Raw genomic sequence first — 15,533 nt, 5'->3', positions numbered from 1 at the left:
CCGCGGGACGAGGTGCCGGCCTGCGCCGGCTTGACGATTCTTTACGCGGATTTACCGGCGTCGAGGGCAAGGCGTGCAGTGGCGCGCGCGGGAGCGCCGGCCGGCGCCGGCGTGCCTGCCTGGGCGCGCAAATGAAACGTGCCCACCGTGCGCGCCAGCTCGTCGGCTTCCTCGCGCAACGCCTGCGCCGCCGCCGACGCCTGCTCCACCAGCGCGGCGTTCTGCTGGGTGGCCTGGTCCATCTGGGTGATGGCGCGGTTCACCTGTTCGATGCCGGTGGTCTGTTCCTGGCTGGCCGACATGATCTCGGCCATGATGTCCGTGACGCGGCTCACGCCGGTGACGATCTCGCCCATCGTGGCGCCGGCCTGGTCGACCAGCTGCGAGCCGTGGTGCACGCTGCGCACCGAGTCGTCGATCAGCGACTTGATTTCCTTGGCCGCCGAGGCGCTGCGTTGCGCCAGGCTGCGCACCTCGCCGGCCACCACCGCGAAGCCGCGGCCCTGTTCGCCGGCGCGCGCCGCTTCCACCGCCGCGTTCAGCGCCAGGATATTGGTCTGGAAGGCGATGCCGTCGATGACGCCGATGATGTCGGCGATGCGCGCCGACGCGGTATTGATCGCGCCCATGGTGCTGACCACCTCGGTCATCACCGTGCCGCCCTTGGCCGCGACGCTGGAGGCCGACAGCGCCAGCGTGTTGGCCTGGCGCGCATTGTCGGCGTTCTGCTTGACGGTCGAGGTCAGCTGCTCCATCGACGAGGCCGTTTCTTCCAGCGCGGCGGCCTGCTGCTCGGTGCGGTTGGACAGGTCGAGGTTGCCGGCCGCGATCTCGCTGGATGCGGTGGCGATGGTGTCGGTGCCGGCGCGCACGCGGCCGACGATGGTGGCCAGGCCCGCGTTCATGCTGTTCAGGGCCGTCATCAGGCGGCCGGTCTCGTCGTTGGCGCGGGCGGCGATGTTGCGGGTCAGGTCGCCGTTCGCCACCGCGCCGGCCACGCTGACGGCTTCTTCCAGCGGCCGGACGATGCCGCGCACCAGCATGGCGCCGACCACGCCGGCCAGCACCAGGCCGAAGGCCATGCCGCTCAGGCATACCAGGCGCACCAGTTCGAAGGTCGTCTGCGAGCCCTGCTGGGCCTTGTCGGCTTCGTTCAGCTGGATCTTGATGAGGCCGTCGACGGCCTCGCGCACCGGCACGAACAATGCCTTCATCTTGCCGTGCGCCAGTTCGGTGGCCCTGGCCGCATCGCCTGCGCGCAGCGCCGCGATGGCCGGCTGCAAGGCCTCGCTTTCGTAGCGCGCCCGCGCCTGCACGAAACGGTCCGCCAGTTCCTTTTCGCCGTCCGCCATCCTGGTGGCGCTGTAGTCCTTCCATTGGGCGTCGACCACGGCGCCGTTGCGCGCCACCTCGTCCAGTAACACCGTGACGCGCTGCGGGTCGGCCACCAGCGCCTCGACCACGTTCAGCTGGTTCAGGTCCAGCTTGCGCACCACCTGGTCCAGTTGTCCCAGGCAGACGATGCTGTCCACGTACAGGTCGTGCAGGTTGGTGTTGGAGCGCGCCAGACTGACCAGGCCGACGGCGGCGCCGACGATCAGCTCCAGGCCGAGCAGGACGATGACGAAGATCAGGCGGGCTTTGATGCTGACGTTCTTGAACATGGGCGGACACCGGGGCCAGGGAAAAATTGGATTATAGAAACCCTTGGTGTCTTGTGGGAATAGTTCACAAACTATTTTTATTATTTAACAATTGCGTGCGCCATTAACAACAGCCGGCGCCCCCCCTGCCGGCATCCCGCTATCAGCGCCCCGTGCGCACCCGCGCCCGGTCCAGCGGCACGTCGCGCAGGCGCAGGCCGCAGGCATCGGCGACGGCATTCGCGATCGCCGCCGATGTCGGCCCTTGCGCCGCCTCGCCGGTGCCGAGGAAGGGCTGGCCCGCGCGTTCGGCCAGGTGGATGTCGATGCGCTCGGGCACCTGGTTGAAGCGCAGGATCGGGTAGCCGGCCCAGTCGCGCGTGAGCACCTGCGAAGCGTCGAAGCGCACGCGCTCCAGCAGCGTCCAGCTGGCCGACTGGATGATGCCGCCCTCGATCTGGTTGCGCACGCCGTCCGGATTGACCACCTCGCCGCAATCGACCGCCGCCACCGCGCGCGTGATGCGCACCAGGCCGGTCTCGCGCACCACCTCGACTTCCAGCGCGATGGCGCAGAACGCCGCCAGGTTTTTATACCGGGCGAAGGCGAAGCCGCGTCCGCGCCGCGGCGTCTTCTTGTACGCGTCCCAGCCGAAACGCTGCGCGGCGGTGCGCACCACCTCGATGGCGCGCTCGTCGTCCAGGTGGCGCAGGCGGAACGCCACCGGATCGACGCCCGCGGCGTGCGCCAGCTCGTCCATGAAGCTCTCGATCGAGAACACGTTGCCGTAGGCGCCGAGCGAACGCAGCGCCGAGGTGCGCAGCGGCGCGCCCGGCTGGAAGTGGTGCACCACGCGCGCGTTCGGCAAGACGTAGTACGGCACGCCGTTGCGGTCGCCGGCGCCTTCCGGCTGCGGGCTCGGCTTCGGCGTCGGCGGCACGAACGGCTTTGCCAGGTGGGTCGCCGCCAGCAGGTTGCCGGCCTTGCCGGGCCGCGTGTTGTGCGGCGGACTCCAGACTTCATAGCGCCAGTCGGCGATGCGTCCGCCCGCGTCCAGCGTGGCCGCGACCATCGTCGACATCGGCGCGCCGAACGGCTCGTGCCCGTGCTCGTCCTCGCGCATCAGCTGCACCCGCACCGGCTTGCCCGGCCAGGCGCGCGCCAGCAGCGCGGCGTCGGCGGCCACGTCGTCGGCGGCGTTGTGGCCGTAGCAGCCGGAACCCTCGATGTGGATGCAGCGGATCGCGTCCTTCTTCGCCCCCAGCAGTTCGGCCAGCGCCTCGCGCAGCGGATACACGCCCTGGCTGTGGGTCCACACGGTGTACTTGCCGTCGACCAGCTGGGCAATGGCGCACGAGGGACCCACCGAGGCGTGCAGCTGGAACGGGCGGCTGTAGGATGCCGACAGCGTGCGCCCGCCGCCCGCCTGCGCTGCCGGATCGCTGCGCTCCAGGATCGGATACGACTGCGCCGGCAGGCTGCGCACCAGCGCCGCCGTGTCCATCCCCGCGGGCAGGTCGGCCGGCACGTCCCAGCGCGCCGCCAGCGCCAGCGCGGTAGCCGCCTTGACGGCGCGGTATTCGCCGTCGGCGATCACCGCCAGGAAGCGGCCGTCGCGCACCACCTTCAATACGCCGGGCAGGCGCGCCACGCCGCCCGCATCCAGGCTGAGCAAGCGCGCGGCCGCGGAAGGCGGACGCACCACGCGCGCATGCACCATGCCCGACGGGCGCAGGTCCTGCACATAGGCGGTGCCGCCGCTGACCTTGGCCGGGATGTCGACGCGCGGCAGGCTTTTTCCCACCACCGTGTGCATGGCCGGCGCGCGCGGCTTGGTCGCCGGGTCGGCGCGCAGGTGCAGCTGGCGCCCCGCCACCAGTTCGCCGTAGGTGGCACGCCGCCCGTCCGGCGTGCGCAGGGCGCCGTCGCGCGTCATCAGGATGCTGGGGTCGACGCCGAAGCGCTGCGCGGCGAAGCCGGCCAGCAGGGCGTGCACCTGGGCCGCGGCGTAGCGCAGCGCGGTACCGCTGTCCTGCATCGAATGGCTGCCGGCGGTGTAGCCCTCGTTCGGGGTGCGCGCGGTGTCGGCCGTGACCAGCGCGATGCGCGGCGGCGCCACGCCGAGTTCCTCGGCCGCCACCTGCAGCAGCGCGGTCTTGATGCCCTGCCCCAGCTCGGCCTTGCCGGTGAAGACGGTGATGCGGTTGTCGGCGTCGATGCGGATCCAGGAATCGAGCCACGGATCCTTGTCCAGGCTGCCGGGCAGCTTGCCGCTCGAGGCTTCGTTCTCGGCCTGGCCCCAGGCCGGCCCCATGGAAAACGCCAGCGTGAGCGAACCGCCGGCGGCGAGGAGGCGGCGGCGCGCCGGATTCTGCAGGCGGTCCGTCATGCCTTGCCTCCGGTCTTGCCCGAGGCCGCGTGGGCGCCGCCGGCCTTGAGCGTGTCGGCGGCGCGCCGCACCGCGCGCAGGATGCGCATGTGGGTGCCGCAGCGGCACAGGTTGGGCATCATGTGCTTGCGGATCTCGGCGTCGCTGGGCGCCGCGTTGTGCGCCAGCAGGCTGGTGGCGCGCATGATCATGCCGGCGATGCAGTAGCCGCACTGGGCCGCCTGCTCGTCGATGAAGGCTTGCTGCAGCACGCCGGGCACCTTGGCGCTGCCCAGTCCCTCGACGGTGCCGACCGGGCGGCTGCCCACGGTGGCCACCGGCACCATGCACGACATCACGGCGGCGCCGTCCAGCGTCACGGTGCAGGCGCCGCACTGGCCCAGGCCGCAGCCGAACTTGGCGCCGTCCAGCTGCAGCTCGTTGCGCAGCACGTACAGCAGCGGCGTGTCGGGATCGGTGTCGACCGCGTGCTCGCGGCCGTTCACGCGCAGGTGGTAGGTGGTCATGGCTGCTTGGCTTTCCGGACGTCGTCCTCAAGGGTGTTCCAGGCCGGCTGGGCGGCGCCGTAGCGGCGCAGGTAGGCGGCCAGCGCGACGGTCTGCTCGTCGGTCAGGATGCCGGCGAAGGCGGGCATCCAGCGCGCCGGCTCGCCGTCCGGCGGTTCGATGCCGTCGCGCACGATGCGGATCAGGCTGCGCGGGTCCGGGTCGTACAGCGCCACCGCCTTTTGCAGCGGCAGCGCCGAACCGGAGGTCGGCGTGCGGCCCAGGTCGTGGCAGCGCGCGCAGGATGCGGCATACACCTCGTGGCCGAGGCGCATGCGCGCCAGGTCGGGATCACCCTCGCGCGGCGCCGGCATCCGCATCGGCACCGGCACCGGCGCCGGCAGCGCGGCGACCCGTTGCGCCGGCGTGTCGCGCGCCGGCGCCAGGGCCAGGAAGCTGTGCATGTAGGTGGCCATGGCGTCCACGTCGCGCGCGTCGGCCAGGCGCAGGTTGTCGACCACCGACTGCATCGGCCCGCCGGCCATCGCGTGGTCCGTGGCGATGCCGGTGCGCAGGTACTCGGCCAGGTGCGCGCGCGACCACGGCAGCGGCGACGGCGACCTGGCGTTCAGCGCCGGCGCGTACCAGCCTTCGGCCTCGCCGCCGTCCAGGAAGCGCTTGCGCTCTTCGCCGCCCAGGCGCGTGCGCGGGCTGTGGCAAGCCGAGCAATGCGCCACGGCGTCGGCCAGGTAGGCGCCGCGGTTCCATTCGGCGCCCTGCGCCGGGTCGGGCCGCCACGGGCTGCGGTCCAGGTACAGGATGTTCCAGAAGCCGACCAGCGGCCGGAAGTTCATCGGGAAGTGCAGCTCGTTCGGGTGCGCCGGCGCGTCCAGGCTGGGACGCGTCATGAAGTAGGCGTACAGGGCGCGGATGTCGTCCTGCGCCATGCGCGTGTAATGGTCGTAGGGGAAGGCCGGGTACAGCAGGCGGCCGTCGCGCGCCACGCCCTCGCGCAGCGCGCGCGTAAAGGCCGCTTCGCTCCAGGCGCCGATGCCGGTGCGTACGTCCGGCGTGATGTTGGTGCTGTAGATGGTGCCGAAAGGCGTGGCCAGCGGCCGGCCGCCGGCGAACGGCCGGTTCAGGTCGACCGTGTGGCAGGCGGCGCAGCTGCCCAGCATGGCCACGTTGGCGCCGCGTTCGACGAGGGCGGCGTCGAATTGCGGCGCGCGCGGCTGCGGATCGATCGCCGGGCGCCACATGACGGCCCAGGCGCCCAGCGCCAGCAGGACCAGCAGGACGGCGAGCGCCGCCAGCAGCTTGCGCCGCCTCGGTGGGCGCGGATGGGGGGATGCGTGCATGCGGTCGGCTCCAGTGTGTTGGAACGGATTATGCACGGCTTCGGGCGCAGCCCCGGTGCCGCCGCGGGCTATCGTGCGCACGTCAATACCGGACCGTGCCGGACGATGCCGCCATGGCAATCCGCATCCCGCGCGCATATACTTGCCGCTTTGCCCTTCCCGTCCAGGAAACCATGACCCGCCGTCCCCTTCCCCTGCTGTCCCTGATGCTGGCGCTCGCGTTCGGCGCCCCCCTCGCCCATGGCGCCGCTGCCGCCGAAGCGGCCGAAGCGGCCGCACCGCAGCGCGACCTGCGCGAGACCTACACCAAGTACGAGTACCGCATCCCGATGCGCGACGGCACCCGCCTGTTCACCGTGGTGTACGCGCCCAAGGACGCGTCGAAACCGTATCCGTTCCTGGTCAACCGCACGCCCTACAGCGTGGGCGTGAACGCGGACGGCGAGCGCCACTACGGCGAGGACTGGTTCCCCAAGCAGATCGGCCCGTCCAAGGAATTCGAGGACGCCGGCTATATCTTCGTCAAGCAGGACGTGCGCGGGCGCTACATGTCCGAGGGCAAGTGGGTGGAGATGACGCCGCACGCAAGCGGCAAGCGCGCCGCCGGCGAAGGCCAGGAAAGCCAGGACATGTTCGACACCATGGAATGGCTGCTCAAGCACGTCCCCAACAACAACGGCAAGGCCGGCATCTACGGCATCAGCTACCCCGGCTTCTACACCTCGGCCAGCATCATCGATTCGCACCCGTCGATCAAGGCCGCCTCGCCGCAGGCGCCGGTGACGGATCTGTACATGGGCGACGACTCCTACCACGGCGGCGCCTTCATGCTGGCGGCGAACTTCGGCTTCTACGCGGCGTTCACCGAGCAGCAGAACCCGACGCCGCTGCCCAAAACCTGGTCCAGCTTCGACTACGGCGCGGCCGACGGCTACGACTTCTTCCTGCAGCACCGGACCATGCGCAACATCCTCGGCACCTTGAGCCCGAACCAGCGCGCGCTGCTGGCGCCGACCATCGAGCACGACACCTACGACGCCTTCTGGCAGACGCGCGCGATCGCGCCGCACCTGAAGAACATCAAGGCCGCCGTGCTGACCGTGGGCGGCTGGTTCGACGCCGAGGACCCGCAAGGCCCGTTCACCACCTACCAGTCGATCAAGAAATACAACCCCGCCATCTACAACGGCCTGGTGATCGGCCCGTGGGTGCACGGCGGCTGGGCCGGCCTGGACGGCAAGCGCCTGGGCCAGGTCTCGTTCGACCGCAAGACCGGCGAGGATTTCCGGACCGGCATCCAGTTTCCGTTCTTCGAGCAGCACCTGAAAGGCGTCAAGCCGGCGCGCCCCTTGTCCGAGGTGACGGCCTTCGAGACCGGCTCCAACGTGTGGCGCCACTACGATGCCTGGCCGCCGCGTCCGGCCAGGGCGCGCACGCTGTACTTCGGCACCGGCGGCAAGCTCACCTGGCAGCAGCCGGCCGCCGCAGCGCCGGGCAACGGCGCTGGCGCCGCCTACGACGAATACGTGTCCGATCCGGCCAAGCCGGTGCCCTACATCGGCTACGCGTCGACCGACGTGCCCAAGGAGTACATGGTGTCCGACCAGCGCTTCGCCGCCACCCGCCCGGACGTGCTGGTCTACCGCAGCGAGGTGCTGGAAGAAGACGTGACCATCGCCGGCCCGGTGACGCCGAAGCTGTTCGTGTCCACCAGCGGCACCGATGCCGACTGGGTGGTCAAGCTGATCGACGTGTTCCCGGCCGAGTACCCTTCGACAGATCCGCAGGAGCGTGGCCGCGACGTGGCGGCGCCGGCCCCCTCGCTGGCCGGCTACCAGATGCTGGTGCGCGGCAACCCGCTGCGCGGGAAGTTCCGCAACAGCTTCGAACAGCCGGAAGCCTTTACGCCGAACAAGGTGGAGGCGATCAGCTACCACCTGGGCGACGTGAACCACACCTTCCGCCGCGGCCACCGCATCATGGTGCAGGTGCAGAGTTCGTGGTTCCCGCTGGTCGACCTGAACCCGCAGACCTTCGTCTCGATCCCGCAGGCGAAACCGGAGGATTTCATCAAGGCGACCCAGCGCGTTTACCATGCGCCGCAGATGCAGTCGGGGCTGCAGGTGCTGGTGATGCCGGCGCAGTAAGCCGCACAGTCAGCGGCACGACCGGCCGCACGGCGGACCGGCGTGCGTGCGTGGCCGCGCTCAGGCGGCGCGGGCGGCGCGGTCCACCGCGGCCGGGACACCATGCGCGCCCGGCAGCACCAGCCGCGCCGCCGCACCGGCCACCAGCCAGGCGCGGTTGCGGCCGCCGCGCTTGGCGTCGTACAGCGCACGGTCGGCCCGGGCCAGCGCCTGCTGCCACTGCACTTGCGCCGGTTCCGTCACCACCGCGCCGGCGCTGATGCTGACGGCGATTGCCGCGCCGGCGCCGGCATCGACCGGCGTCGCCGCCACGGCATCCAGCAGGTCGCGCAGCAGGGCCGCCTTGACGCCGGCCTCCACGCCGGACTCGGCGCCGACGCCGTCGCAATGGACCAGGAATTCCTCGCCGCCCCAGCGCATCGTCGCGCCGCGCGCGCCGACCGCCGCGCGCAGGCGACGCGCCACCTCGACCAGCACCGCATCGCCGGCCGCATGGCCATGGCAGTCGTTGATGGCCTTGAAGTGGTCGATGTCGAGCAGGATGAAACAGGCCCCACCCCCGGCCGCGGCGCCGCGCGCGTCCATGGCGTCGTGGAACGAGCGCCGGTTGCGCAGGCCGGTCAGCGCGTCGTGGGTGGAGTGAAACGCCAGTTCGCCGTTCATCTGCTCCAGGCGGCGGCCGGCGCAGGCGGCGCGCCGGTACAGGCGCCAGACGAAGCCGCACAGCAGCAGGGCCAGCACGGCGCCGCCGGACGCCACCAGTTGCCAGCGCCGCCGCACCCGCAGTTCGTGGTCCTTGAGCGCGTTCTCGCGGCGCAGGTTCTCGAACTGGACCGCGCGCTGCTGGACGTCGAACTGTTCGCGCAACACCGCCGTGGTGCGCTCGCGTTCCGCCGCCGACAGCCTGCCGGTAATTTCCTCGCGCTCCTGGGCCGCCTGCCACGCCTGGCGATAACGGCCGGCGCGCGCCAGCATGCGGCTTTTTTCGGCGAGCACGTTGGCCAGGTCGGGCAGGCTGCCGGAGGCGCGCAGTTCCGCCGCCACGCCATCGATGTGGCGCACGCCCTGCTCGACCTGGCCGCCGCCGGCCAGCGCGAAACCGAGGTTGGCGCGCGCAATGAGGCCGTTGCCGGCGTCGCCGCTGCGCGCCGCCAGCGCCATCGCCGCGCGCGCGGCGCGCGCCGCCTGCCGGTAATCCCGCTGCTGCAAGAAGGCGTCGGCAATGTTCGCCAGCACGTTGGCCTCGATGCGCGCCAGGCCGTGCGCCTGCGCGATCGCCAGCGCCTGCCGGTAGGCCGCGTGGCCCTCGCGCATCGCGCCGAGCATGGTCTGGGCGATGCCCCGGTAGATGAAGGCGCGCGCCGCGTCCGGCTGCGCCAGCGCGGCGCCGTCGCGCCCGGCCGGCGGCAGCACGGCCAGCACCTTGTCCGGCGCCTGCGAATACACGTAGGCGTTGGCCATCGACAGGCGCACCGCATTGGCGGTCGGATGCAGCAGTCCCGGATGGCGCGCGCACAGCGCTTGCGCCTTGAAGTAGTGGCTCAGTGCGAAATCGAACTGGCCCAGCGCGACGTACACGTCGCCGTACAGCTGCTGGACGGCGGCCAGGAAGGCCGGGCTGTCGACGTCGGCAAAGCGGCCATCGATCGCGCTCAGCAGCTCCAGCGCCGCCGCCGGGTCGCTCGCCAGCCGCTGGCCGACCCGTCCCAGTTCGGCGTTGGCCATGCCGGCGCGGTCGCCGGCGGCGCCGGCCAGGCGCAGCAGGGCGGCGTCGGTGCGGTAGACCGCGGCCGCGTCGCCGGCGTCCAGGTAGGCCTGGCGCAGCAGCCTCAGGTACGGTGCGCGCAGCGCATACGAACTCCCCTCGGGGAATGCCTTGCCCGCTGCCAGCAGGTCGGGCAGCACGCCGGCATCGGCCGCCCTGACCCTGGCTTCGAGCGCACGCAGGGCGCCGCCGGCTTCCTGCGGCCGGGCCGGTCCGGCCCAGCAGGCAGCCAGCACGCCGGCGGCGAACACGGCGCCGCGAAGCCGGCGGCATCGCCGCAGGCGATGCGGCGCGGTGGGACTATTCATGGCGTATCGGCCTGCTGGAGGACATCGATCGGCGACGCGCGCGGCGAAGCGCGGCTGTGGTGGAATGCCGCATCGTGCGGCGTTCGCTGCAGGCACGCGCCGATATTCGCTGCGTTCCTGCGCGTCGTATTATGTGCCAAAAAGATATTGAACGCAAGCAACTTGACAACACATCGAGCGGTTTGCGCCGCCCCGGATGGCCGCACGCGGACGCTCGGGAATCGTCGCCCTGCAGCGCCCGCGCCTGTGCAGCGGCAGGCTGCATGCGCACGCCCGGCTGCCCGCGCCACCGCGCGACCGCGCGACCGCCTGCGCCGCCGCGGCGTCAGCGCCTGAGGCGGCCGATTGCTTCCAGCAGCCCGGCGCGCGCTGCCGTCCAGCCGCTTTTTTCCAGCGTGGGCGCGCATTCGGCGCAGGCGTCGAAGGGATTGCAGTCGTGCTCCAGCTCGACATACCGGGCACCGGTCACCGGCTTGGCGGCGCGCGCATCCACGCGCCCGCCTGCGCTGCCGGCGCCGGGTTTGCCGCCGCCCTTGCCGCCGGCACTTGCCGGCGCCGCGGCGCCCTCCTCGGGCATCCATTTGGCGAACGCCTCGAGCGCGACGCCGTCCGGCACGTACCAGCGCTTGCGGCCCGGGTTCCAGCGTGCGCCGAGTGCGCGGGCTTCGTCTTTTTCTGCGTAGGGGACGTTCAGGAAGGTCATGGTCGATCCGGATTGGGCAAGGGCAAGGCGCCGGCCGGCGATGCTAGCGCAACGCAAGCAGGTTGGCAACCCGCGCCGCGCCGCCCGTCGAGGCCGCCCCCAGCGTCGGCCTATCCAGCCTGAACACGGCCACCGCCTGCGCCAGCCGGCCGGCCTGGTCCTGCAGCGACTGCGACGCCGCCGCGGCCTGTTCCACCAGGGCCGCGTTCTGCTGGGTCACGTCGTCCATCTGAGTGATGGCGCGGTTGACCTGCTCGATCCCGGCGCTCTGCTCCTGGCTGGCCGACGAGATCGCGCCGAGGATGTCGGCCACGCGGCGCACGCTGTCGACGATCTCGCCCATGGTGGCGCCGGCCTGCTGCACCAGCCGGCTGCCGGCCTGTACCTTGCCGCTCGAATCGTCGATCAGCGCCTTGATTTCCTTGGCCGCCGCCGCCGAGCGCTGCGCCAGGTTGCGCACCTCGCCGGCCACGACCGCGAAGCCGCGGCCCTGCTCGCCGGCGCGCGCCGCTTCCACCGCCGCATTCAGCGCCAGGATGTTGGTCTGGAAGGCGATGCCGTCGATGACCGAAATGATGTCGGCGATCTTGCCGGATGCGGCGTCGATCTGCGCCATGGTGTCGACCACGTCGGCGATCACCGCGCCGCCGCGGGTGGCCACGCCGGACGCGGTCTCGGCCAGCGTGTTGGCCTGGCGCGCATTGTCGGCATTCTGGCGCACCGTGCCGGTCAGTTGCTCCATCGACGACGCGGTTTCTTCCAGCGCGCCGGCCTGCTGCTCGGTGCGTGTGGACAGGTCCTGGTTGCCGGCGGCTACCTGCGCCGAGGCGGTGGCGATGGCATCGCTGCCGCCGCGCACGGTGCCCACGGTAGCCACCAGGTTGTCGTTCATCGCCTTCAGCGCGCCCATCAGCTGGCCGACCTCGCACCTGCTCGACGCCTCGACCCGGACGGTGAGGTCGCCGGTCGCCACTGCGCGCGCCACCACCAGCGCCTGCTTCAGCGGCGCCACGATCGAACGCGTGATCCACCAGCCCATGGCGCCGGCCGCGGCGAGCATGGCCAGGCCGATGGCGATCATCTGCCAGCGCGTGTCGCGATAGGTCTGCTGGGCGGCGGCAGCATCCTCGATGCCCTGCTTGCGCTGCCACTGGATCTGGTCGTCGATGGCCCCCATGTAGGCCACGAAGACCGGACGCAGTTGCGCTGCCAGGAACGCGCGCGCGCCGCGCTCGTCGCCGGCCTCGATCAGCGCCAGCAGCTGTCGGCGGCGCTTGCCGTATTCGCCGTTCAGCTCGACCTGACGTTTCAGGATGGCGCGTCCGGTCTCGCTCTTGACCAGCTTGTCGAGCTGGCCGAGGATGCGCCCGATGTCGTCCTGCGACGAAGCGATTTCGGTCGCTTGCCTGGCGCGGTCGGCCGCATCCTCGCTCAACATAATGTTGCGCATCGCGATGGCGATATCGGTCACTTCCTTCTGCAGCCTCGTGCTGAGCTCGATGCGCGGCAAACGCTTGTTGCCGAGGTTGTCGGCGCTCTCGCTCATGCGCCCGAGACCGGCGATCGCCATCGCAACCAATGTCGCCATTGCCAGGCACAGCAAGCCATAACTCAAGGCCAGTCGTGTTCCAATCTTCAAATCCGATAGTTTCATTGGGTCTCCAGCGCCGATGCGCCCCTGTCGGTTAATCTAATTGCTCAAATTAAGTGTATTTACTTAAGGCAACAGATTATGCCACGATGCATCGCCGGCGGCTGGAAAACCCGTGCCGGCAGCGCCATGGCCGGCCCCGGTACAACATTTGTGCAACATTCCGGCTAGCGCCGGCGCCGGCGCCGGTGCAGTGTCAGCGCTGCATCCCCCAGCGCCGCACCGTCAGCCGCTCGACCGACTGGAACACGATGTTCTCGAACAGCAGGCCGATCACGATCACCATCGCCAGCCCGGCAAACACTTTATCGGTGAACAGCTCGTTGCGGCTCTGGAAGATGTACCAGCCGAGGCCGCCCTTGCCGGAGGTGGTGCCGAACACCAGCTCGGCCGCGATCAGCGTGCGCCAGGCGAAGGCCCAGCCGATCTTCAGGCCGGACAGGATCGCCGGCAGCGCCGCCGGCACCAGGATCTGCACGATCAGGCGCGCGCCGCCGAGGCCGTAGTTGCGGCCGGCCATGCGCAGCGTCTCCGGCACCCCGCGAAAGCCGGCGTAGGTATTCAGCGCCAGCGGCCACATCACCGAATGCATCAGCACGAACACCAGGCTGCCCTTGCCCAGGCCGAACCACAGCAGGGCCAGCGGCAGCAGCGCAATCGCCGGCAGCGGATTGAACATGGCGGTCAGCGTTTCCAGCAGGTCGCGCCCGATGCGGGTCGACATGGCCAGCGAAGTCAGCAAAAAGGCGCCGGCGACGCCGGCCAGGTAGCCCTGCAGCAGCACCCACAGCGACACGCCGACGTAGCCGATCAGCTCGCCCGAGGCGATGCCGTCGGCCAGCGCGCGTCCGGTCTGCAGCGCGCCCGGCAGCAGCAGGTCGTTGCCGGTCCAGCGCGCCGCCGCTTCCCACAGAACCGCGATCACGGCCAGCAGGACGCCCTTGCGCAGCCAGCCGTTCTGCAGCAGGCGCTCGCCGACGCTGAACGGCCGGCCGGCCACGGCGGCGCCGCCGTCCAGGCCCGGCGCCGCGAGCGCGGCGGCGCCAACGCCGGTCGCCAGCGGCACCTCGTATTCCGGCCGCACCGGCGGATCCCATTGCGCGCTCATGTCGGCACCGCCTGGCGGTTGCGATCGCCGTGCCGCCCGGGCCGGCCGGCCGTGTCCTCGGGGCCGAACAGCAAGCCGTGGATGCGGTTGGCGGCGGCCTGGAATTCCGGGCTGCCGGCGCTGTGCAGGCCGAACTGGTGGCTGTTGATCTCGGCGCGTACCCGGCCCGGATGCGGCGACAGCAGCAGGATGCGGTTGCCGACCACCAGCGCTTCCTCGATCGAGTGGGTCACGAACAGCATCGTGAAGCGCGCCTCTTCCCACAGCGCCTGCAGTTCTTCCTGCATGCGCCGGCGCGTGAGCGCATCGAGCGCGGCGAAGGGTTCGTCCATCAGCAGGATCTGCGGCTGCATCGCCAGCGCGCGCGCGATCGCCACGCGCGCCTTCATGCCGCCCGACAGCGTGTGCGGATAGGCGTCGACGAAGCGGCCCAATCCCACCTTGGCGATCCAGTGCAGCGCGCGCGCCTCGGCTTCCTTGCGCGCGGCGCCGCCGGCCAGCAGCGGGAACATCACGTTCTGTTTCACCGTCTTCCAGGGCGGCAGCTGGTCGAATTCCTGGAACACGACGATGCGGTCCGGCCCCGGCTTCAGGATCGGGCGGTCGTTCAGCATCAGGCTGCCGGCGCGCGGCGCGATGAAGCCGCCGACCGCCTTCAGCAGCGTCGACTTGCCGCAGCCGGATGGGCCCAGCAGGACGAAACGGTCGCCGCGCCAGACGTCGAAGCTGACCTCGTGGGTGGCGCGCACGGTGCCGCGCCCGGATGGGTACTCGATGGTGACGCCATGGGCGCGCAGCAGCGCGTCGTTTTGCACCACCAGGAAAGGCAGGACGTTCATGTCGGGCTCCTCGGCTCGCTCAACTGCCCGACGCCAGCGCCGGGTGTTCGAAGAAGTAATCGCGCCAGCTGGCGGGCTTGTTCTTGATGGCGCCGGCGGCGTTCAGGAAGGTGGCCAGGCCCAGCGTGTTCTGCGGCGCCACCTTGAACTGGTTCTGCGGGTCTTTGATCACCTTCAGCAGCAGCGCGCGGTCGATCTTGCCCTTGGTGACGCGCAGGTAGGCGTCGGCCGCCAGCTCCGGATCGGTCTTGATCAGCTGCGCCGCCTCGGCCAGCGCGTCGATGAAGGCGCGGTAGGTCTTCGGGTTCTCCTTCACGTACTTCTCGGTAGCGTACAGCACCGTGGACGAGGCCGGGCCGCCCTGCACGTCGTACGAATCGAGCACGATGTGGGCATTCGGATTGCCGGCCAGTTCCTGCTCCTGGTACGGCGGCGTGGCGAAGTGGGCGTTGATCTCGGTCTTGCCGGCGATGATGGCGGCGCTGGCGTCCGGGTGCGGCAGCGTCTGGGTCAGGCGGTCCAGGCGCGCGAACTGGCCGGTGCCCCACTGCTTGGCGGCCGCCATCTGCAGGATGCGCGCCTGCACCGACACGGTCACGGCCGGCAGCGCGATGCGGTCCTTGTCGCCGAAGTCGGCGATGGTCCTGACCTTCGGGTTGGTCGAGATCAGGTAGTACGGAAAATTGCCGAGCGAAGCCACGCCCCTGACGTTCTGGCGCCCCCTGGTGCGGTCCCAGATGGTCAGCAGCGGGCCGACGCCGGCGCCGGCCACGTCGATCGAGCCGGACAGCAATGCATCGTTGACCGCGTTGCCGCCGGAAAGCTGAACCCAGTCGACCTTGATCGGCACGCCCTGCTGCTTGCCGTGCTTCTCGATCAGCTTCTGGTCCTGCGCCACGTTGAGCAGCATGTACACCACGCCGAACTGCTGGGCGATGCGCAACTGGCCTTCGGCATGGGCGCACAGCGGCACGGCGGCGATGGCGGCGGACGACGCCAGCGTGACGGCGAACTTGGTGAGGGACAGGCGTGGCAGGGTCGAACGCATCATCGGGTCTTTCGGGTGGGTCGGGTGGCGGGTGGGTCGGGTCGCGGTGCGGCCGCGGGCGGCCGTCCGGGACATGGCGCGGGGTAGCC

At 70.7% G+C, this 15,533-nt stretch carries 11 protein-coding genes; 1 reads left to right on the top strand and 10 read right to left on the bottom strand.

Annotated elements, in window-relative coordinates; translation table 11 throughout:
* Positions 1–41: 41 nt before the first annotated feature.
* The 4 genes from HH212_RS27760 to HH212_RS20505 form a co-directional block, all read right to left on the bottom strand.
* Positions 42–1,664 carry a methyl-accepting chemotaxis protein gene (locus HH212_RS27760; protein ID WP_170204196.1) on the bottom strand — a complete coding sequence of 541 codons (1,623 nt, stop codon included), beginning with the start codon at positions 1,662–1,664 and terminating at the stop codon, positions 42–44.
* A gap of 142 nt (positions 1,665–1,806) precedes the next feature.
* On the bottom strand, positions 1,807–4,032 hold the full coding sequence (locus tag HH212_RS20515; protein ID WP_170204195.1) for a xanthine dehydrogenase family protein molybdopterin-binding subunit: 2,226 nt from the start codon (positions 4,030–4,032) through the stop codon (positions 1,807–1,809).
* Positions 4,029–4,538, bottom strand: a complete 510-nt coding sequence (locus HH212_RS20510) for a (2Fe-2S)-binding protein (protein WP_170204194.1) — start codon at positions 4,536–4,538, stop codon at positions 4,029–4,031. The genes HH212_RS20515 and HH212_RS20510 overlap by 4 nt, the downstream gene beginning before the upstream one ends.
* On the bottom strand, positions 4,535–5,875 hold the full coding sequence (locus HH212_RS20505; RefSeq protein WP_170204193.1) for a c-type cytochrome: 1,341 nt from the start codon (positions 5,873–5,875) through the stop codon (positions 4,535–4,537). The genes HH212_RS20510 and HH212_RS20505 overlap by 4 nt, the downstream gene beginning before the upstream one ends.
* A gap of 173 nt (positions 5,876–6,048) precedes the next feature.
* Here HH212_RS20505 and HH212_RS20500 point away from each other — a divergent pair, with 173 nt between their 5' ends.
* Complete coding sequence (locus HH212_RS20500) at positions 6,049–8,022, top strand: CocE/NonD family hydrolase (RefSeq protein WP_170204192.1); 1,974 nt, start codon at positions 6,049–6,051, stop codon at positions 8,020–8,022.
* A 60-nt stretch (positions 8,023–8,082) separates the two neighbouring features.
* Here HH212_RS20500 and HH212_RS20495 read toward each other — a convergent pair whose 3' ends face one another.
* From HH212_RS20495 to HH212_RS20470, 6 genes are all read right to left on the bottom strand, one after another.
* Positions 8,083–10,095 carry a GGDEF domain-containing protein gene (locus tag HH212_RS20495; RefSeq protein WP_170204191.1) on the bottom strand — a complete coding sequence of 671 codons (2,013 nt, stop codon included), beginning with the start codon at positions 10,093–10,095 and terminating at the stop codon, positions 8,083–8,085.
* A gap of 325 nt (positions 10,096–10,420) precedes the next feature.
* On the bottom strand, positions 10,421–10,798 hold the full coding sequence (locus tag HH212_RS20490) for a DUF5710 domain-containing protein (protein ID WP_170204190.1): 378 nt from the start codon (positions 10,796–10,798) through the stop codon (positions 10,421–10,423).
* A 43-nt stretch (positions 10,799–10,841) separates the two neighbouring features.
* Positions 10,842–12,452, bottom strand: coding sequence for a methyl-accepting chemotaxis protein (locus tag HH212_RS27755; RefSeq protein ID WP_170204189.1), 1,611 nt, complete (start codon positions 12,450–12,452; stop codon positions 10,842–10,844).
* Between the two features lie 193 nt (positions 12,453–12,645).
* On the bottom strand, positions 12,646–13,557 hold the full coding sequence (locus HH212_RS20480) for an ABC transporter permease (RefSeq protein ID WP_170204188.1): 912 nt from the start codon (positions 13,555–13,557) through the stop codon (positions 12,646–12,648).
* Positions 13,554–14,396: an ABC transporter ATP-binding protein gene (locus HH212_RS20475; protein ID WP_170204187.1), complete on the bottom strand. Its 843-nt coding sequence runs from the start codon at positions 14,394–14,396 to the stop codon at positions 13,554–13,556. The genes HH212_RS20480 and HH212_RS20475 overlap by 4 nt, the downstream gene beginning before the upstream one ends.
* Before the next feature lie 19 nt (positions 14,397–14,415).
* The gene (locus HH212_RS20470) at positions 14,416–15,444 is read right to left on the bottom strand and encodes an ABC transporter substrate-binding protein (RefSeq protein WP_229217758.1); all 1,029 of its coding nucleotides are present in this window, start codon (positions 15,442–15,444) and stop codon (positions 14,416–14,418) included.
* Between the last annotated feature and the right edge of the window lie 89 nt (positions 15,445–15,533).

This window comes from Massilia forsythiae (assembly GCF_012849555.1).
Classification (GTDB): Bacteria; Pseudomonadota; Gammaproteobacteria; order Burkholderiales; family Burkholderiaceae_D; genus Telluria; species Telluria forsythiae.
The sequence above is the reverse complement of the archived record's forward strand: the minus strand, read 5'-3'. Positions and strand labels throughout refer to the sequence as shown.